Origin of the sequence: Amycolatopsis acididurans, assembly GCF_012328925.1 — a bacterium.
Lineage (GTDB): Bacteria > Actinomycetota > Actinomycetes > Mycobacteriales > Pseudonocardiaceae > Amycolatopsis_E > Amycolatopsis_E acididurans.
On record NZ_JAAXLS010000065.1, the window covers coordinates 1 to 19021 of the forward strand.

Annotated in this window: 17 protein-coding genes and 1 pseudogene; 8 read left to right on the plus strand and 10 right to left on the minus strand. The window is 66.9% G+C overall.

Annotated features, from left to right (window positions below):
• Nucleotides 1-47: 47 nt before the first annotated feature.
• Entirely contained in the window at nucleotides 48-1001 is a 954-nt protein-coding gene (locus HFP15_RS38420; RefSeq protein WP_168522860.1) for a M23 family metallopeptidase, read from the plus strand.
• A gap of 103 nt (nucleotides 1002-1104) precedes the next feature.
• Here the strand turns inward: HFP15_RS38420 and HFP15_RS38425 are convergent, their stop codons facing one another.
• The 3 genes from HFP15_RS38425 to HFP15_RS43225 form a co-directional block, all read right to left on the minus strand.
• Nucleotides 1105-1380 (minus strand): hypothetical protein, encoded by a 276-nt coding sequence (locus tag HFP15_RS38425; protein ID WP_043837078.1) that lies wholly within the window; start codon nucleotides 1378-1380, stop codon nucleotides 1105-1107.
• Between the two features lie 182 nt (nucleotides 1381-1562).
• Complete coding sequence (locus HFP15_RS38430; protein WP_168522862.1) at nucleotides 1563-2414, minus strand: DNA-processing protein DprA; 852 nt, start codon at nucleotides 2412-2414, stop codon at nucleotides 1563-1565.
• Between the two features lie 125 nt (nucleotides 2415-2539).
• Nucleotides 2540-3160 (minus strand): phosphoadenosine phosphosulfate reductase domain-containing protein, encoded by a 621-nt coding sequence (locus tag HFP15_RS43225; RefSeq protein ID WP_312871955.1) that lies wholly within the window; start codon nucleotides 3158-3160, stop codon nucleotides 2540-2542.
• A gap of 153 nt (nucleotides 3161-3313) precedes the next feature.
• Here HFP15_RS43225 and HFP15_RS38440 point away from each other — a divergent pair.
• The 7 genes and pseudogenes from HFP15_RS38440 to HFP15_RS38470 form a co-directional block, all read left to right on the plus strand.
• A pseudogene (locus HFP15_RS38440) lies at nucleotides 3314-3601 on the plus strand (transposase); the annotation flags it as partial.
• Between the two features lie 1129 nt (nucleotides 3602-4730).
• Nucleotides 4731-5123: a reverse transcriptase family protein gene (locus HFP15_RS38445; protein ID WP_210718438.1), complete on the plus strand. Its 393-nt coding sequence runs from the start codon at nucleotides 4731-4733 to the stop codon at nucleotides 5121-5123.
• A 4-nt stretch (nucleotides 5124-5127) separates the two neighbouring features.
• Nucleotides 5128-5367, plus strand: coding sequence for a DUF5372 family protein (locus HFP15_RS38450; RefSeq protein ID WP_168522866.1), 240 nt, complete (start codon nucleotides 5128-5130; stop codon nucleotides 5365-5367).
• A 29-nt stretch (nucleotides 5368-5396) separates the two neighbouring features.
• Nucleotides 5397-5747 carry a DUF6788 family protein gene (locus HFP15_RS38455; protein WP_168522868.1) on the plus strand — a complete coding sequence of 117 codons (351 nt, stop codon included), beginning with the start codon at nucleotides 5397-5399 and terminating at the stop codon, nucleotides 5745-5747.
• A 106-nt stretch (nucleotides 5748-5853) separates the two neighbouring features.
• Nucleotides 5854-7905, plus strand: a complete 2052-nt coding sequence (locus tag HFP15_RS38460; RefSeq protein ID WP_168522870.1) for a recombinase family protein — start codon at nucleotides 5854-5856, stop codon at nucleotides 7903-7905.
• A gap of 149 nt (nucleotides 7906-8054) precedes the next feature.
• Entirely contained in the window at nucleotides 8055-9278 is a 1224-nt protein-coding gene (locus HFP15_RS38465; protein WP_312871961.1) for a reverse transcriptase domain-containing protein, read from the plus strand.
• Nucleotides 9275-10369 (plus strand): IS3 family transposase, encoded by a 1095-nt coding sequence (locus tag HFP15_RS38470; RefSeq protein WP_168522872.1) that lies wholly within the window; start codon nucleotides 9275-9277, stop codon nucleotides 10367-10369. The genes HFP15_RS38465 and HFP15_RS38470 overlap by 4 nt, the downstream gene beginning before the upstream one ends.
• A 208-nt stretch (nucleotides 10370-10577) precedes the next feature.
• On the opposite strand, the gene HFP15_RS38475 is transcribed toward HFP15_RS38470, so the two are convergent.
• The 7 genes from HFP15_RS38475 to HFP15_RS38505 all read right to left on the minus strand — a co-directional run bounded on the left by HFP15_RS38475 (nucleotide 10578) and on the right by HFP15_RS38505 (nucleotide 18871).
• Complete coding sequence (locus tag HFP15_RS38475; RefSeq protein ID WP_168522874.1) at nucleotides 10578-11411, minus strand: SDR family oxidoreductase; 834 nt, start codon at nucleotides 11409-11411, stop codon at nucleotides 10578-10580.
• 47 nt (nucleotides 11412-11458) lie between these two features.
• A complete protein-coding gene (locus HFP15_RS38480; RefSeq protein ID WP_168522876.1) occupies nucleotides 11459-13306 on the minus strand; it encodes an AMP-dependent synthetase/ligase in 1848 nt (615 codons plus the stop codon).
• Complete coding sequence (locus tag HFP15_RS38485; protein WP_168522878.1) at nucleotides 13303-14832, minus strand: aldehyde dehydrogenase family protein; 1530 nt, start codon at nucleotides 14830-14832, stop codon at nucleotides 13303-13305. The genes HFP15_RS38480 and HFP15_RS38485 overlap by 4 nt, the downstream gene beginning before the upstream one ends.
• A gap of 60 nt (nucleotides 14833-14892) precedes the next feature.
• On the minus strand, nucleotides 14893-16035 hold the full coding sequence (locus HFP15_RS38490; protein WP_168522880.1) for an acyl-CoA dehydrogenase family protein: 1143 nt from the start codon (nucleotides 16033-16035) through the stop codon (nucleotides 14893-14895).
• Nucleotides 16036-16085: 50 nt separating this feature from the next.
• Nucleotides 16086-16757, minus strand: a complete 672-nt coding sequence (locus tag HFP15_RS38495; protein WP_168522882.1) for a transglutaminase-like domain-containing protein — start codon at nucleotides 16755-16757, stop codon at nucleotides 16086-16088.
• Between the two features lie 93 nt (nucleotides 16758-16850).
• Entirely contained in the window at nucleotides 16851-17411 is a 561-nt protein-coding gene (locus tag HFP15_RS38500) for an RNA polymerase sigma factor (RefSeq protein WP_168522884.1), read from the minus strand.
• Nucleotides 17408-18871: a cytochrome P450 gene (locus tag HFP15_RS38505; RefSeq protein WP_312871956.1), complete on the minus strand. Its 1464-nt coding sequence runs from the start codon at nucleotides 18869-18871 to the stop codon at nucleotides 17408-17410. Before HFP15_RS38505 ends, HFP15_RS38500 begins: the two co-directional genes overlap by 4 nt.
• Between the last annotated feature and the right edge of the window lie 150 nt (nucleotides 18872-19021).

The following is a 19021-nucleotide window of genomic DNA, read 5'->3' on the forward strand; positions in this document are numbered from 1 at the left end:
CCCCGATGCCCCCGCCCGACCCCGCGCATCCGTGGAGGTGATGCGCCATGGGCAAGGTGGCCGCCGCCGGTGCCGGGTTCGTCGTCGTGATCATGCTCTTCATCGGTGGCGGCGCCATCGCTGTGGTTCAAGCCGTATTCGGCAGTTCCAGCAGTTCCGCCGGGGGCATGAACTGTGCCCCCGCCGGGGCGAGCGCGACCTCGGCAGCGGGGTACGGACCGCAGGAGATGAGCAACGCGGCGACGATCGTCGCTGTCGGCAAACGGATGAACGTGCCCGAGCAGGGCTGGGTCGTCGCGGTCGCCACCGCACTCACCGAGTCGCAACTGAAGAACCTGAACTACGGCGATCGCGACAGCGTCGGCTTGTTCCAGCAGAGGCCGTCCCAAGGCTGGGGAAGTGTCGCGCAGATCATGGACCCCACCTACAGCAGCGAGCAGTTCTACCGGCATTTGCTGGCGCTGCCGAACTGGCAGAACATGCCGGTCACCGTTGCCGCCCAGACCGTCCAGCGATCAGGCTTTCCTGACCGCTACGCGAAATTCGAGCCAACAGCGCGCCAGATCGTCGGGGCCGTCCAAGGTGCCACCTGTACGACCAGTGCGACGACCGGCGGCTGGACGACACCCACGAACGGCACCTGCACCTCCGCATTCGGTTATCGCGGCAGCGAATTCCACAAAGGACTCGACATCGGTGCGCCCATCGGTACTCCGATCCTGGCAGCCAACTCCGGCACGGTGATCAGCTCAGGCCCGGCGTCCGGCTACGGACTGTGGGTCCGCATCCAGCACGGGGACGGGATCGTGACGATCTACGGCCACAACGACCACAACCTGGTCCGCGAAGGGCAATCCGTTCAAGCCGGCCAGCCCATCGCCGCAGTCGGAAACCGGGGAGCTTCCACCGGAGCGCACCTGCACCTGCAGATCGAGACCAACGGCCAAGCCGTCGACCCGGTGGAGTTCTACCGGCAGCGAGGCGGCCAGCTCTGCCGGTAGGTGCGCATCCGCCGCGTCGCAGGGAAGGGCCTGCGTGACATTTCCGGAGCGTTCCGGCGCATGGCTGTGGTTCTCCAATGATCGTCCAGCCGCGTGAGTCCGGCTACTCGTCCGCTGGGGTGCCTTTGAGGTGGTTGTAGAGGTTCGCGCGGCTGAGGCCAACCTCCTTGGAGATTTTGGTCTTCGGCACACCGGCCTTGTCCGCTTCGCGAATATCGGTGAGCCGCTCCGTTCGTTCGACCTTCCGCTGCTGGAGCAGGATTTCCCGCATCTCCTGCAGAGAGCTTTCCACGTCTCGGATGCTTTCCAAGGCGGTTTCGATCGCTTCGATGCGCTGTCGGCGGGCGCGGAGCTGCGCTATGTGCTCGTCCTTGTCCATCTGCGGCCCTCTCTCGCGTGGCCGGGGGTTGACCGGCCTCTGGGCGTGGCTGACCATCTGTTCGTCGCCGTGTCGCCCTAGACACCTTACCGAGACAGCCTGCGGTCAGCAGGGGTGTGTCGTGACCAGCGATTCCTGGTCGCGACACACCCCTGCTGACCTGGTCCCACGGTTCCGGCGCGTCATCGGAGTCCGCGGATGGTGGTGACTTCGTCGGCGCAGGTGACGGCCATGGCCATCCCGGTACGGAGCAGCTCGTTGGTCCCGCCGGACGTCGCCGAGGTGACCGGTCCGGGGACCGCGTAGACGCGGCGGCCGAGCCTCGACGCCGTACGCGCTACAGCCAGGGCCGGGCTGCGTCGGCCGGCCTCGACGATCACCGTGGCCTCGCTCAGCGCGGCGACCAGACGTTGCCGTGCGTAGGCACGCGTGCGGCGAGGTTTCGTGCCGAGGGGGTACTCGGTGACCAGCACTCCGCCGGATTCGGTGATCTCCCGCAAGAGCGGGCCGTGGTCGGCGGGGTACTCGATATCGATACCGCACGCCAGCACGACGAGGCACCGGCCGCGTCCGGAGGTGCTCAGGGCACCCCGCAGCGCGTGCGCTTCGACCCCGAACCCGGCACCGTTGACAATGGCGATGTCCCGATCGGCGACGCCTCGCCCGAGTTCCGCAGCGACGTACTCGCCATACGGGCTGGCAGCCAGCGAGCCGACCACGGCCACCGGTCCAGCGGTGAGGACTCCGAGCTGCGGGTCACCGCGCACCCACAGGCCCAGCGGCGCTCCCGTGCCGGAGGCGGCCAGGTCGTGCGCCGCCGCGTTCGGCCAGTCGTCGTCCTCGGGGGTGAGCAGCCTGGCATGCCCCGCCTCGAGTGCGGCGAGGTCGTCGCGTAGATCGGGTTCAGGCTGTGCGACCTCGGCGAGCACCGCCGGGGGTGCACAACCGGCGCGGATGCGGTCGGCGGCCTCCACTGGGCCGTGGACTGCGGTGTAGGCGCCGACGGATTGCGTGGGTGGCTCAGTCGCGCGCATCAAGAAAAGTCGTGCGCGGACGATGTCATCGGATGCAAGCATGGCGAACCTCAATCGTTCTCAGCGTTCGTGATACGAACAGCGGACTATCGGAACTCGGGAGGACTCAGAACAGGAACTGTCCACTAAGGATTTGCGCCGGTGATGATCTCCGCCGTCGACATGTCGTTGCGGAACCGATGCCCGATCTCGTCCTCGATCCGGGCGTACTCGGCCGCAAGGTCTGGCCGAAGGCGTGCGGCGCGCAGGAGATCCGCGCGGCTCCCGAGAATGCACAGAGAGCACGACAACCGGGTCATTCCGGCGTCGTAAGCAGGGTGGTAGGGCACACCGCTAGCGCGAATGTGTTGCCATACCTCCGTTTCGGTCCACTCGTGGATGGGCAGCCACGTGCTGACTTCGCGTCGGCCGTTGCTCGCGGTGTGATCCGGACTCAGCTTCACTTGCTGGCAACGAGCAATGCTCGTTCGCGGCGAATGCCCGTCTCCGAGTTGATACCGTGAGTGACAGTCTGGCTGGCGGTCGGTAGTGGCGGCATCGTGTGCCGTGAATGTCTTGGGTTGGCCGAGCGATGGTGACGTGTGACCTGGGCGCTGGCGTGTTGGTACTACGGGTTTCTGATGGTGATTATTCAGCGATGTCGACTTCAGTGACCGGCATGCCGACGGGATGTCTGACGCTGTGGTCGTCCAGTTCGCGGTGGGCACGCATGGCGGCTCCAAGACCTGACTGGTCTGCGGGAGCACTTGCCGATCAACGACGCCGCGCTACGGAGGACGTGGCATGGAGGACGTGGCACGACGCGCGGGGTTGAACGGTTCAACACCGAGCGCGGCGCGAGGGTGAATGTCCCGCCCCGGGTTTGATGGAGACGTCGAACACCCGGAGGATTCACAGTCATGGCAGCACCACGGAAGTATCCGGACGAGTTGCGTGAGCGGGCGACGCGGCTGGCAGTTGAGGCCAGGCGGGACCCGGCGTCGGTGGGTGGGGCGATCAAGCGGATCGCCGACCAGCTCGGTGTGCACCCGGAGGCGTTGCGGACATGGGTGAAGCAGGCCGAGACCGACGACGGGGTGCGGCCGGGAACGACCTCGGCAGAAGCGGCCAGGGTCGCCGAGCTGGAACGCGAGGTGCGTGAGCTGCGGCGGGCGAACCAGATCCTGAAGTCAGCGGCGTCTTTCTTCGCAGCGGAGCTGTGCGCCACGAGGCGCTGGGTTGATCGAGAGGTGGTGAGAGACCGTCTCCCTTGGGTCGTCGCAGCGGCCTGAGTGAAGCTGGGGGCAGCCGTGCGACGTGAGGTCGCACGTAGTGAGTGGTCACGTCGATTGGAGCTTGCTTGGTGAAGTGAGGATGTGATCCGGTCCAGTGTCCGAGGGACCGTCCCCGTCCTGGCGTGCGTTGTGGGTAACCGCAGGGTGCGAAGCCCAGGGAAGAGCCGAAGGGCCGCTGTTCCACCCAGGGGTCACGGGCGAGGGGAAGGCCGGACGGGTGAACGCGAGTGAATCTTCGTATGCCCCGTTATCAGCAGCTCCGCAGGTGGGAGGTTCCAGCGGGGTATAGGGCTGGCCGTTGGGAAACGGCAGGCGCCGACCGGAGAGGCTGCGCTGGTCGGGAGGGCACCGCCGCCCCGGGGTAAAGAAGGCACCCAACCCGGCCGTGTCTCATGCGTGCGGAACACGGAAACCGTGCGCCACGAGGCGCTTTGTGACCGAGTGGAGGTGAAAGGACTTCGCCGTTGGGTCGTCGCAGCGGCCCGATCGAAGCTGAGGGCAGCCTGGTCCGGGAGACGCCGGGGAAGGCGGGAAGCAGCCCTGACAAAGCCGGGACGTGTCGATACTGCCAGACGGTGCGGGTTCGGCGAGCGAGATGAGAAGGTGCACGCGAGAAATCAGTGTTAAAGCACCCGTAAGAGTTCCACCGGCTCAAATCTGGCGGATATGGGCCGGGATGCAGCGCGTGACTCCTCCTGTGGGGAAGGTCAACTCTGAAGCCGGTTGGTTTCGCCGGTCACGAGGCCACGGTGAAGGACTGCGGCGTAGCCGTGGCGATGCTGCCGGGGCAGGAGCTGGGCGCCTAACTCGTCGAACGGTCGCAAGGTGAACGTGGGAACCGCCTATGGCCGCCCTCCCCTGCCAGGTGTCCAACCCGGTCGGTGGGCAGGCCCGTCGTCGGCTGATGGCCGTAGGTGGGGCGGAGGCTCCGTAGTAGTCGCGGGCGTAACGACCCGTCATGGAGACCGGGAGAGCCGGTCGCAGGGCGAAGGGGGCCAGCAAGTCAAGTGGTGATGGAGGTTGGAATGCTCGGAGGTCGCCGGTGAATACCGACGAGCTGGCGTCAGAGATATACCATGCTGAGCGTCGGGTACGAGAGATCCAGACCAAGCTGCACCGGTGGGCCAGCGATGATCCTCATCGCCGGTTTGATGATCTGTACAACCTTGTCTGTGATCCCGCGTTCGTGTTGGTGGCGTGGGATCGGGTGCGACGGAACAAGGGCGCCCGCTCGGCCGGGGTCGATGGTAGGACCGCTTACGCGATCGAGGCCGAGATCGGGGTGGAGGTGTTCTGCGACCGGCTGCGACAGCGGTTGAAGACCCGAACGTTCCGGCCGGTCCCGGTGCGGGAGCGGATGATCCCCAAGGCGAATGGCAAGAAGCGTCGTCTCGGGATCGCGACGGAGGCGGCATACTGCCGCGTCGTCCAGTGATGATTTGGGTTTTGTTGTCGTCACGCATCCGTTCCATCCGCTGAGGGGGCGGCGGCTGGGGGTTCTGTATGTCAAGCGGCGGGCCGGGGGCGCGGTGTTCGTGTGCTCGGGCGGTGTCAGCGGCCAGATCACGGTGCCGAAGGGATGGACCGATCGTGGTGAGCCGGCGCAGACGCATCGGCTGACTGCGGAGGGGTTGGCCGCGCTGGCTGTGGTGACACGCGCACTGGGAGTTGTTGATTGATATGGCCGATACTGACACTCTCTTGTGTGATGAACGCACACAAGAACGATCTGTCGAGTCTGTCGACGCGGGCACTGCTGGCACGTCGTCGTCGGCTGGTGGACCGGCTCGGCGATGCGGAGGGGTTGTTGTCCGGGTCGCTGGTGGAGCAGACGCGGCGCTGCGGCAAGCCCGACTGCCGCTGCGTGCAGGGCGAGGGGCATGGCCCGTATGCCTACTTCGCGCCGAAGACAGCGGGGCGGGGGCGGTTGCGGTATGTGCCGGCGGCGCTGGTGGAGGTGGTGCGCCGTTACCTGCGTACCGGTGGCGAGGTCGAGGCGGTGGTGGCCGAGATTTCGGCGATCAACGCCGAGCTGCTGGCCCGGCGGGAGCTTCGGTAGCCGATGGACACCGCCACGCCGACCGCAGTGTTGACCGGGGTTTTCCGGGGCGAGGTGGTGGCGGTGCTGGCGAACATGACCGTGGCGGCGCTGAAAGGCGGCGGCGATGAACGGCGAGGGCAAGATCACCAGAGTTCACCGCGACCGTCTGGCGGTGGTCTATCTGCGCCAGTCGTCGATGGTGCAGGTGCGCGAGCACACCGAGTCCACGACGCGCCAGTACGGGCTGGCAGAGGAGGCCGTCCGGCTGGGCTGGGCCCGCCAGGACGTGGTGGTGATCGACACCGATCTGGGGGTCTCGGGCCGGTGGGGCGTGGCCCGGGCGGGCTTCACCGAGCTGGTGGGCCGGGTGTGTTCCGGCGAGGTGGGCGCGATCTTCGGGATCGAGATCTCCCGGCTGGCCCGTTCGAATGCCGAGGTGGCGCGGTTGATGGAGTTCGCCGCGATCACCGAGACGTTACTCATCGATGCCGACGGGGTCTACGACCCGGCAGACGTCAACGATCGGATGCTGCTGGGTATGAAGAGCACGATCGGCGAGGTCGAGCTGCACGTGATGGCGCAACGGCTGCACGCGGCGAAGAACGCGGCGGCGCAGCGGGGCGAGCTGCGTACCCCGCTGCCGGTCGGGTTGGTCTACGACGAGGCCGGCGACGTCGTGATCGACCCCGATGCCGAGGTCCAGGCCGCGATCCGTGATGTGTTCGCCGCGTTCGAGCAGACCGGCTCGGCCTACGGGGTGGTGGCCGCGTTCGCGACGCGGCGGTTCCCGCTGCGCGCCTACGGCGGGGTCTGGGCCGGGCAACTGCGCTGGGGAAAACTGACCCACGCCCGCGTGCTGGGTGTGCTGAAGAACCCGGGCTACGCGGGTGCCTATGTGCACGGCCGCTATACCTCGCGCCGGCGGGTCGATCCCGACGGAACCGTCCACACCGGACTCGTCGAGCGGCCTCGCGCCGAGTGGCCCGTGTTGATCAAAGATCACCACCCTGGCTACATCACCTGGGAGCAGTTTCTGCTCAACGAAGCCAAGTTGGCGGCAAACCGCACCAACGCCGGTGCCCGGCCACCCCGCGAGGGCTCGGCGCTGTGTCAGGGCATCATCGCGTGCGGGTCCTGCGGCAAGCCGATGCGCACCAACTACCACACCGACGCCAGACCGTCCTACGAGTGTTCCTCGCGCGCCGACCGGCTCACCACCCCGACCTGCCGCTCCGTTGCGGCATCCACAGTGGACGATGCAGTGGCCGAACAACTGTTGGCGGCGCTGAATCCCACCGAGGTCGCGCTCGCACTCGCCGCCGCCGACCGGGTCACCGACCGGCACCAGCGCGTGAGCCGGGCCGCCGAGCTCGCCGTCGAACGCGCCCGCTACGACGCCGAACGCGCCGAACGCGCTTTCCACGCGGTGGAGCCGGAAAACCGGCTCGTCGCGCGCAGCCTGGAGGCTCGATGGGAGGCGAAACTCGCCACCCTGGCCGAGGCCGAACAAGCCCTGGCCGCCGCCACCGATACGCTGCCGCCCCTGCCCGGCCGGGCCGAGCTGGAGCAGCTGGCTGCTGACCTGCCCGGGCTCTGGCACGCCCCCACCACCAGCAACAAGGACCGCAAACGGCTGCTACGCACCCTCATCGCCGACATCACCCTGCTACCCGAAACCGACCACGACAAAGTGGCCATCGGGATCCGCTGGCACACCGGCGCCACCGACGAACTGCGGGTCGCTCGCGCCGTTCACCCCGGCACCGCCAAACGCAGCCCCTCACCCGCGGTCGAGATGGTCACCCGGCTCGGCCCCACCACCCCCACCGCCGAACTCGCCAACATCCTCAACGCCGCCGGACTCACCACCGGCCACGGGCGCCCGTTCGACGTCAAGGCCGTGCAGTGGATCCGCCACGCCTACCACATCCCCGCCCCCGTCGCCTACGCCGAGGGCGAGATCAGCGTGGCCCAGGCCGCCGAACGGCTCGGCTGCAGCACCGGCGTCATCTACTACTGGATCAACACCGGTCAACTCGACGCGCATCGCGGCAGCGGCCACCGGCTCTGCATCCCCTGGAACGGCCAGATCCAGCATGCCTGCAACCGCCGCATCATCGAATCGGGACACCTCAACCCGGCAGCCCGACGCAGCAAACCCCGAACCCGCCGCTAAACAACACCGGAAACTGTCGGTACCCACCGGCATACTCGAACCCAGAAAACGCGTCACCACAACGGAATCCAGCCCGACCAGCACCACACCATCCAGAAAATCCCCGCACACGCCTGCAGGAGGAGCACTATGAAGCCACCGTCCCCACGATCGCCGACCGGGTGGTCCAGGCATCGCTGAAACTGGTGTTGGAGCCGATCTTCGAGGCGGATTTCCTGCCGTGTTCCTACGGTTTCCGCCCGAAGCGCCGGGCTCATGACGCGGTTGCCGAGGTGCGCTATCTAGCGTCCCGTCCTCGCTGCTACGAGTGGGTCGTCGAAGGTGACATCAAAGCCTGTTTCGACGAGATCGACCACACCGCCCTCATGGGCCGGGTGCGTCGACGTGTCGGAGACAACCGTGTCCTGGCCTTGGTGAAGGCGTTCCTGAAGGCGGGCATCCTCAGCGAGGAACGTCTGCTGGAGGACACCACCGCCGGGACCCCGCAGGGTGGCATCCTGTCGCCGCTGCTGGCGAATGTCGCGTTGTCAGTGCTCGACGAAAACATCGCCGAGCGGCCGGGCGGACCGAACACCGGCAAGCTGAAGCGGGCCACGCGGCTGCGCCACGGCTTGCCGAACTTCAAGCTCGTCCGGTATGCCGACGACTGGTGCCTGATGGTTCGCGGCACCAGGACCGACGCCGAGGCGTTGCGGGAGGACATCGCCGCCGTGCTGGCGACGATGGGGTTGCGTCTGTCGCCGGACAAGACCCTGATCACCCACATCGATGAGGGGCTGGACTTCCTCGGGTGGCGCATCCAACGTCACCGCAAACGCGGAACCAGCAAGCACTACGTCTATGTCTATCCGTCGAAGAAGGCCGTGCTGGCCGCGAAACGGAAGATCAAGACGCTGTGTCGACGTATCGAGATCGGACAGCCGCTGGATGACCTGCTGCGTCGCGTGAACGCGACCGTGCGGGGGTGGGCGGGCTACTTCCGGGCCGGGGTGTCCTCGGCGGTGTTCTCCTATCTGAGCCACTACTTGTGGCAGACGGTGTGGAGATGGATCCGCCGCAAGCACCCGAAATCGACCTGGAAGCAGCTGCGTCAACGCTACTGCGGCGGCGGGTGGTGGCCAGCCGGGACCGAACGGGAGCTGATCGACCTGGAGAAGATCGGCACGACCCGATACCGCTACCGCGGATCGGTCATCCTCGCCCTGGCCAGACACCACCAACGAGGAGACCCGCGCAGTCTGAACGGGTTTCGTGGAGAGCCCGGTGCATTGAAAGGTGCACGCCGGGTTCGGGAAGCGGCCCGGGGAAACGGAACCACCGCAAGGCAGTCACCGCGCCCCGGGCCGACTTTCATGGACCGTCCGTCGCGATGAAGGTCGAGTTCGTCGACTCCCAGCGGGAGCAGCACGGTGTCCAGCCGGTCCTTCGGGTGCTTGAGGGCACGCCTGCCGAGATCGCACCGTCGACGTACTACGCCGCCAAGGCCCGTCCGGAGCCCGCTCGCGCGGCCCGGGATCGGGTGTTGGCCGAGAAGATCGAGCAGGTGCACGAGGTCAACTACGGCGTCTACGGGGCGCGGAAGGTGTGGGCCGAGCTGAACCGGCAGGGCAGCGAGGTGGCGCGGTGCACGGTGGAGCGGCTCATGCGCGAGATCGGGCTGCGCGGGCTGCTGCGGGACAAGTCCCCACGCACTACCCGCCCGGCCGCCGAGACCGGACGGCCGGGTGATCTGGTCGAACGCGACTTCACCGCCACCGCACCGAACCAGTTATGGGTCGCGGACCTGACCTACGTCCGCACCGCCGGCGGCTGGGTCTACGCAGCGTTCGTCCTCGACGTGTTCTCCCGCCTGATCGTCGGCTGGCAGGTCTCCACCAGCCTCTACACCGACCTCGCCCTGGACGCGCTGCAGATGGCGATCTGGCGCCGCCAGGCCGACCGCGCGGACCTGACCGGGCTGGTCCACCACAGCGACCGCGGCGTCCAGTACCGAGCGATCCGCTACACCCAGCGGCTCGCCGACGCCGGTGCGGTCGCATCCGTTGGCAGCAAAGGAGATTCTTACGACAACGCGATGGCCGAAGCGTTCAACTCGTTGTACAAGGCCGAACTCGTCCGCAACCGCGGCCCCTGGCGCGGCCTGGACGACCTGGAAATCGCAACAGTCGAGTACATCGATTGGTACAACAACCGGCGCCTGCACGGCGAACTCGGACACATCCCACCCGCCGAGCACGAAGCACTACACGCGATGCCCGGCAACACCGACGCGGTGGCGGCTTTCCGCACCCAGGTGACCCGGCTTTGGCACAAGGCGCTGCGGCGCCGCAGCCAACGCACGCGACTCAACTGGACCCGGATGGACCGCATCGCGAAAAGGTGGCTACCACCCGCCCGCGTGATACATCCCTTTCCCGAACTGCGCTTCGACGTTCGTACCCGAGGCAGGAGCCCAGTGCGGTAGTTCCGCACGCTGGGATCTGTGCGGGGGGCCGCCCGCAAGGGCGGTCCCTACCGCGACCTGCGGCGCCACTCCCGAGCGATGGAACGAAGCCCACTCAGACCGTCTTGTAATACGCCGATATTACCCATTATCGGCGGTTACCGGCCGTAGGCGCTCGCCAGTGCCGCGATGAGTCTGATCGTGCCAGGTCGCGCTGCCACCAAGTTGATCAGTTCGTCAAGATGCGATCGAGATAGTTCTTCCGGGCCCCTGCATCAACATCGTCGAGAAAGACTGTGTCGGCCCCAAGTGACGAAGAAAGCGTCTCGGCGAGCCGGGACGGGATGAACTTCATGGCGGCGGCGAGGCCACTGGCTACACGCGTGACGCGCACGAAGGGCTTGGGCTTTTCGATAAGGTTTGCCATGGCTGCAGCGATCTCTTCAGGTTCGGCGTTGCGAATGCCTTTGGCGCCGGCGGTGCCCGCGACCAGTTCGGTGTTGGTGAAGGTAGGTCGCACTGTGGACAGCTGGATGCCGGACTTGCGGTACTCCTGCCTGGCTGCTTCGGTGAAGCCAATAACGGCGAACTTGGTGCCGCAGTAGGTCGCGAGGCCCGGAACGGGCAGCTCGCCGGCTAGCGATGCGGTGTTGATGATGTGGCCGGAACGTCGTGGCAGCATCCGCTTCAGGCCGAGCTTCGTCCCGTAGATCACGCCGAGCAGATTGATCTCGATCTGCCGCCGGGTGACGGCGTCGGGTTCTTCGTGGACGTGGCCGGTGGGCATGATTCCAGCGTTGTTGATCAGGACGTCGAGCGGACCGAGTTCACTCTCGACTAGGTCGAGGAATCTGTCGATGGAGTCGGCGACGGTGACGTCAAGGACTGAGAAGGTGGCGATTCCTAGCTCGTCGGCGGACGCTTTCAGCTGCTGCTCGTCGATGTCCCCGATAGCAACGCGGTGCCCTCGCCGAGTAAGTTCTTTGGCCGTCTGGTAGCCAATCCCGCGCGCCGCGCCGGTGATGGCAACTACTTTCGACTGGCCAATGCTGGTCTTGGTCATGTTCTGCTCCTTAAGCGGTAAGTGCGATGTCTGGGCCAGTCATACGGTTAGGCGTAGAACCCGTCGATGAGGGCTTGGTTGCGCGTTTCGACGACCGATCGTTTGACTTTCATCGAGGGGGTCAGCTCTCCTGTCTCTACTGATAAGTCGTGGTCGAGGATCTGCCACTTCTTGACCGTCTCCCAGCGGTTCAGTTGCGCGTTGAGCTCGTCGACGTAGCGACTTATCATGGCCAACGTCTGTGTCGAGGTCGCGATGTCGGCGTAGGAGGAAGCGGCGAGGCCAGCGCCTTGAGCCCATTCGCTGATGGTGTCCGGATCTAGGGTGATGAGCGCGGTCACGAAGTTGCGTTCGGCGCCGAAGACGATGAATTGGCTGGCGTAGGGGCACAACGCTTTGAACCTGGCCTCAATCGCCGGCGGGGCGATGTACTTTCCGCCCGAGGTCTTGAACAGTTCCTTGATGCGGCCGGTGATTTTCAGGTAGCCGTCCACGACCTCACCCTTGTCACCGGTGCGTAGCCACCGATCTGCTGTCGTGGCTGCGGCGGTGGCATCGGGCAGGTTGTGGTACCCGTCCATCACGTGTGGGCCTTTGATCTGTACCTCGCCGTCGGGGGCGATGCGCACTTCGGTGCCGGGGAAGGGACGGCCGACGGTGCCTAACTTGTAGTCGTCGAGGCGGTTGATCGTGGCGCCTGCGGCGTCCTCGGTCATGCCGTAGCCCTCGAGAATCGCCAAGCCGGCAGTGTCGAACCACGCGGCGATGTCGTCGTTGAGCGCGGCGGCGCCGGAGATGAAGAAGCGGATGCGTCCGCCGAAGCGCGCACGGATCTTGGCGAAGACGAGGGTGTCGAACATTCGGTGGGCGACGGACAGATGTAACGGGATGGCGCGGCCGTCGCGCCGACGCTGGGCGACCAGGTCGCCGACTCCGAAGGCGGACGCGAAGAGGGCCTGTTTGATGCGTGATTCGTTGGCGACGCTCGTCGACACCCGCGCGTAGGCCTTTTCGTAGGAACGCGGTGCTGCGCCCATGAAGGTGGGGCGCACGATGGCCAGATTGTCGATGATCTTGTCGACCTGGCCGTCGACGGCGGTCGCGAACCCGCAGGTCATTTGTGCCGACAGCAGTGCCCGTCCGAAGGCGTGCGAGAGCGGCAGCCACAGATACTGCAGGTCGGTGTCGTCGAGCATTCTCTGCGCGCGGACCGCTTCCCCTTCGAACACCCAGGCGCGATGCAGAGTCCGGACGCCCTTGGGTCGACCCGTCGTGCCGGAGGTGTAGATCAGGGTGGCCAGCTGGTCGGCTCGGATCGCTTTGGCCGTCCGGTCGACGATGTCGGGGTTGTGGCGGCGGTGGACCGCTCCGCGGGCGGCCAGCTCATCGATGGAGAGCACATCCGCTCCGTCGGCGATGACTGGGTCGAAGGCCACCACGGTTGCGAGCTGCGGCAGCTCGTGCCGGCGTTCTCGGATCTTCGCGAGCTGGTGTTCGTCCTCGACGAAGGCGATCCGGCAGTCGCTGTCTCCGAGGATGAAGGCGGTGTCCTCGGGCGCCGTGTTCGGGTAGACGGTGGTAGTGGCGCCCGCGGCGCACATGACCGCGAGGTCGGCGACGATCCACTCGTAGCGGGTGGCGGAGACGATCCCGACCCGCTGCTCGGGCTTGAGGCCGAGGGTGAGGAGGCCTGCGGCCAGGTCGCGGACCTGTTCGCCGACTTCGTGCCAGCTGACCGACTCCCATCGTTCGCCACGTGGGTAGCGGAAGGCCTCGTGGTCGCCTCCGATATCGACTCGGTCGAGAAACTGGATCGCCGCGTTGACCGGCATCTTGTTCAGGTCGATCGCGGCTCCGCGGAGTATCTGTGGCTCTGCTGCCGTCGCTGCGCTCATCGCGGACCTGGCCTGCGCAGTCCGAGACGGGCCGCGACGCCGCGGTTCGCGACGGCACGTAGCACCCACCGGGTCACGGCTGTGCGGCGCTGGGAGTACGGGTACCAGGTGAGTTCGCTGCCCAGGGTGGGGACGCGCGGCACGGTAACGGCTTGGGTGCGGCAGTACTTGCGCAGCCCGTAGGCGCCGCCGAGCCGTGCCCCGACGCCGGACTGTTTCCACCCGTTGTGGGGAAGGGTGGTGGCGAACAGGTTGCTGAAGACGTCGTTGATGTTGACGGCCCCCGCGTCGAGCCGTGCGGCGACCCGTTGTCCGCGGGCACGGTCGCGGGTCCAGACAGTCGCTGAGAGTGCGTAGTCGCTGTCGTTGGCCAGGCGGATTGCTTCGTCTTCGTCGGGGACCTTCATGACCGGGATGGTGGGTCCGAAGGTTTCCTTGGTCATGCAGGTCATCGTGTGGTCTACGTCGACCAGCACGGTGGGTGCGAAGAAGTTGCCGGTGGCGGCGCGGGTTCCGCCGACGAGGACTCGGGCTCCGGAGGCGACGGCGTCGGTGACGTGCCGGTCGGCGATGTCGACTTGGTTCGCGGTGACCATGGCGCCGACGTCGCCGCCGACGGCGGTTGCCTGGCTGAGGCCGCGAACCTTGGCGGTGAGGCGTTGCACGAACTCGTCGTAGATGGGCGCGGCGACATAGACCCGCTCCACGGAGATGCATACCTGGCCGGAGTTGAACAGCCCGCCCCAGGTGATGCCGTTGACGGCACGGTCGAGATCGGCGTCCTCCAAGACGATGGCGGGGTCTTTGCCGCCGAGTTCGAGGCTGTAGGGCTTGAGCAGTTCGGCGCAGCGCACACCGATGCGGCGGCCGGTCGCGGTCGACCCGGTGAACTGCACGAAGTCGGCCGCGTCGACCACAGCGGCACCGGTGTCTCCACGACCGACTACCTGGGTCAGCACAGGTGGCGCGCCGATTTCCGTCCACCCGTCAATGAGCCGGCCGCTGGCCAACGGGGTCTCCTCCGAGGGTTTGGCGAGCACGGCGCAGCCAGCTGCCAACGCGGGCGCGGCGTCCATGAGGAACAGCGTGATGGGGAAGTTCCACGGCGTGATGATGCCGACGAGCGGGTAGGGGCTGTATCGCGTGTAGAGCCGCTTGGGCAGGCTCAGCGGCCCGGCCGGCTTCACCGACTCGTCGGCAAGATACCTCGCCGCGTTGTCGGCGTAGTGGCTGATGAACTCACACGACGCTGTAGTCTCTACCAGCGCGTCCGGTCTGACCTTTCCGGTCTCGGCCTGTAGCAGGGCGGTCAGCTCATCGGTGTGGTCGAGGATCCAACTACGCCACCGCCGCAGCCACTGCGCCCGGGCCTGTGGGCCGGACTCTGCCCATGCGGCCTGGGCGCGGCGCAGGTCAGCGGCTGCGTCTGCGACTGCCACCTCACCGTCGACGTCCAACGTCGCGAGCAGATAATTGTCGGCGGGGTTTCGCACTTCGAGGAGGTCGTGCGCAACGAGCGTCGTCACTGGGTGTCTCCGGTCGGTTGATTCAGCGAGATGCGTTCGGGATCGGTTCGGCCCTGCTGGTCACAAGGTGCGCGAGATGATGTCTTTCATGATTTCGTTGGTGCCGGCGTAGATGCGTTGCACCCGCTGGTCGACCCACATGCGCGAGATCGGGTACTCGGCCATGTAGCCGTATCCGCCGTGCAACTGCAGGCAGTTGTCCAGGACCTCCATGGCCTTATCTGTCGTCCACCACTTGGCCATCGCGACGGTGGGGATGTCGAGCTGACCGGCTAGGTGCTCGGTGATGCAGTGGTCAAGAAACACTCGCGCGATCCGGGTCTCTGTGGCTGCTTCGGCGAGGGTGAACTTGGTGTTCTGGAACCCGAACACCGGGCGGCCGAACGCTTGCCGTTCTTTGGTATAGCGCAGCGTCTGTTCCAGGGCGGCTTCCATGACGGCGACGGCGCCCACGGCCACGATGAGGCGTTCCTGCGGCAGCTGCAGCATCAGCTGCACGAAGCCCTGCCCTTCGGCGTCGCCGAGCAGGTGCGCCTTGGGCACGCGCACGTCGTCGAAGAACAGTTCGGAGGTGTCCTGGCCCTGCTGGCCGATCTTGTGCAGCGCCCGGCCGCGGCGGAATCCTTCGCGGTCGGCCTCGACGACAATCAGGGATATGCCGGATGCGCCTTGGGTTCTGTCCGTCTTAGCGACCACGATGATCAGGTCGGCCTGCTGGCCGTTCGTGATGAACGTCTTGCTGCCGTTGATCACGTACTCGTCGCCGTCAGCTACGGCCGTAGTGCGGACGCTTTGCAGGTCTGAGCCGGTGCCGGGCTCGGTCATGGCGATGGCGCCGACGAGCTCACCGGTGGCCATTTTCGGCAGCCAGCGTTGTTTGAGGTCTTCGGCGGCGTAGGCCAGCAGGTAGTGGGCGACGATGCCGCTGTGCAGCCCGGCGCCCCACGCGGTGTCGCCGGCTTTGGCCTGTTCCTCGAGCAGGACGGCTTCGTGGGCGAAGTTTCCGCCCCCGCCGCCGTACTGCTCGGGAATCGACAGGCACAACAGTCCGAGGTCGCCGGCGCGGTTCCACAGGTCGCGGTCGACCTGGTGCTGGTCGGCGAAGCGGTCGCGATGGGGGACGAGTTGGGTGGCGCAGAACTTAGCGGCGAGTTCGCGCAGCTGTTCGGTATCCGGGGTGGACCAGGACGGTGCGGTAGGCACGATTGGTGCTCCTGTCGGGCGGATCCGCTGCGCGGATCTGGTGGACGGGGTTATCGGGTGAAGGTGTCTTCAGGTGTGTGTGCTGCGATGTCGTTGCTGTCGATGAGGTCGCTGCCGTATTCGGCGCGCAGCGCGGCGAAGATCTCCGCGAGGGGCAGCTCGGGGTACCAGCCGTGGTCGGTCACGTAGTCCATGAAGCGGCTGCCGTCGGCGGAGTAGGGATGCATGAGCGCGTCGTGGACGCCGTCGAAGTCGATCGGCGGAACCCCGAATCGGGCGCAGAGTTCTTTGTTGAATGCTGGTGTGGCTTTGACCCATCGGCCGTCGAGGTACAGCTCGCTGTAGCCGTGATAGACGAAAAGGTCCGATCCACCCATGCGCGCGCGGAGCGTGTCGGTCTGCAGGTGGTTGCGGACGTCGGCGAATCCGAGCCGGGCGGGGATGCCGGCGGCGCGGCAGGCGGCGGTGAGCAGCACGGCTTTCGGCACGCACCAGCCGTAGTCGCGTCGGGCGATGCTGCTGGCGCGGTAGTCCGCAGGGTGTGTCGACAGTGTGTAGGGGTCGTACCAGAGCTGGTCGCGGACTGCGAGGAAGATCAGGCGCGCCCTGTCCACGGGATGGGCGGTGCCGCGGACCGCCGCATCGGTGAAGGCCAGTACGGCCGGGTCGCGCCAGTCGAGAAAGTGAGTCGGCTGGGTGAAGTCGTCGTGGCGTTCAGTCATGGCCGTCACCTGCGACCCGATAAGGCTGGGCCAGCGGGCTGGATGTGCGGCCGACGCGGCGCAGCGTCGTCAACGCGCGGTGCTGCAGCATCTTCACCGCCGCCTCGTTGCGGTCGAGGACCGCGGCGATCTCACGATCTCACGGTTGGACAGACAAGCCCAGAACTTCAGAAACAGGCAGCGTCGCTGGTCCTCGGTCAGCGCGGCGAGCAGCGGCCGCACCGCGTGCGCTGCCTCGCGCGCGGCTTCCGCGACGACGGCGGCATCTTCTGGACGGGGGCTGCGGTCGATGCCGGGGTCGGCGTCAGCAGTGGGGCACTCCCTGCGGGCGGCGGCCTTGCGATAGTCGAGCAGGAGGTTGCGCGCGATGGTCACCAGCCAGGCGTTGACCTCGGATCGCTGGTGGGTGACCGCGGTGCGGGAGCGCCAGGCCCTGGCGAAGGTCTCCGCGGTCAGGTCTTGGGCGGTGTGGCGGTTTGTCACGCGTCGGTACAGGTAGGCGAAGACGAAGTGGCGCTGCGCCTGATAGATCTGCGCGAACGCGTCGGTGTCGCCCGCTTGCGCCCGGCGCAGCAGCGTCCACTGTTCCGCGTCGTCCGCGCCGGCGGCGGTCCTTGTCGCGACGCGGGCGGGCAGGTCGGTGAGGGCGGTCATCGGCGCCGGGTGAGGGTCAGCGGCAGCCCGTCGACGGGCACGGGCAGTGAGGTGTTGTCCCAGCGCACGGTGTAGTCGGCGGGGGCGGTCCAGGTGTGTGAGCGCAGCAGCTCGTGCAGGATCGCTTTCACTTCGAGTGTCCCGAAGTGCAGGCCGATGCATTTGTGGGCGCCGCCACCGAAGGGGATCCAGGCGAAGCGGTGCCCTTTGTCCTCGGCCCGCTGCTCGTCGAATCGCGCCGGATCGAACTCATCGGGTGTGCTCCACACGTCGGTGTCGAAGTGGTTGACGGCGGGGGCGATGGCGACGAGCGTGTCAGCGGGGATGTGGTGGCCGGCGACGGCGACGTCGCGAACCGTCTTGCGCATGACGATCGGCACGGGCGCGACCAGCCGCAGCGTCTCCTTGATCACCAGATCGAGGGTCGTCAGCGATTCGAGGTCGTCGATGTCGGAGGTGCGCTCGCCCAGCGCGTCGGATTCGGCGCGGGCGCGGTGCTGCCAGTCGGGGTGTTTGGCCAGGTAGTACATCGCCGCCGCGGCGGTGATGGTCGAGGTGTCGTGGGCGGCCATCATGAGGAAGATCATGTGGCTGACGATGTCGTCGTCGCTGAACTGCTCGCCGTCCTCGGTGCGTGCGTTGCACAGTCCGGCGAACAGGTCGTCGCCCTGACTGGCTCGGGCCTCGGGCAGGTGGCGGGTGAAGTAGTCCTCGAGCAGGCGCCGTCCGGTGATGCCGGCCCGGTAGCGGGTTCCGGGAATGGGGGCGCGGATGATGGCGCTGGCTGCCCTCACGGTGGCGACGAAGGCGTTGTTGATGGCGCCGGTGTCCTCGCGTCCGCCGCGCCCGCCCATGAAGACGGAGGTGGCGATGTCGAGGGTCAAGGCTTTGAGCAGAGGATAGAGGCGGGTCGGGGTGCCGGTGGGCCAGTCGGCGACCGTGGCGCGCACGGTGGGGCTGACCTTCTGGGTGTAGCTGGTCAGGCGGGGGCGGGTGAACGCTTCTTGCATGATCCGGCGGTGCATCCTGTGTTCGTCGAAACTCATGAGCATCAGCCCGCGGTGGAAGAACGCGTCGATCAGGTAGGTCCATCCGTCTTGGGAGAACGCTTTCGCCTCAGCGGTCATGGCCTGCTGGGTGGCGTCGGGGCCGGCGATGACGACCATGCGTGTGCCGAAGGCGCCCATCCACGACACCGGCCCGAAGCGCTGGTATCGGTCGCGGGTGAACCCGGAACCGAAGCGGATGTAGTCCAGGGTGTGCCCGAGCAGTGGCAGTCCGGCATCGCCGCGCACGGGCCGCAGGCCCGAGGCCGGTGGCGGGTCGGCCAGCGGGCGCACGGGCCACACGCGGCTGGCCGACCGGATTCCGGACTCGACCCGCGTCGGCAGCGGAACCAGCAGGATCGAGGACAGGCGCTGTCGTAGCCCACGGCCCGGATGGGCCAATGACGTGCTCACCGGTGACTCTCCCGTCCTCGAGGCCTGGCCGGCACGCGAACGGAGGCCGTCGCGCCGAACGTGGGCAGTCGAACTCGAACGCGAAACTCGGACACCGACCCGGTACCGATACGCCATGTCGCTGAGTTCGAACCGATACGGCCCCCGCAA